The sequence below is a fragment of the Lactiplantibacillus sp. B652 genome (genome assembly GCF_023806745.1).
Lineage (GTDB): Bacteria > Bacillota > Bacilli > Lactobacillales > Lactobacillaceae > Lactiplantibacillus > Lactiplantibacillus pentosus.
In genome coordinates this window covers 1-280 of the sequence record NZ_JAMSKY010000101.1, presented here as the reverse complement: position 1 = coordinate 280, position 280 = coordinate 1, and the positions used below count along the sequence as shown (strand labels likewise).

Below are 280 nucleotides of genomic sequence, written 5' to 3'. Positions count from 1 at the left end.
AACCACTTTTAATGGTCCGGTGCACAGCTTTACTGTGGACCGTGGCACTGAGTTTAGTGGGCTAGTATCACTTGAATCACAATATGGTATTAAGACCTATTACTGCCATGCTTATACTCCAGCTGAACGTGGTAGTAATGAACGCTTTAATCGGAATTGACGTTATTTTTATCCTAAAGGGACTCGTTTTGAGCACATTAGTGCTCAAGATTTAACGACGACGTTACTCCAAATTAACCAGCGACCGCTTAAAATACTCGACTGGCAAACACCGTATCAG

1 pseudogene is annotated in these 280 nt (G+C 42.1%); it reads left to right on the top strand.

Features of this window, described 5'->3' with window-relative positions:
• Positions 1–280, top strand: a pseudogene (locus tag MZO40_RS17175) (IS30 family transposase); the annotation flags it as partial.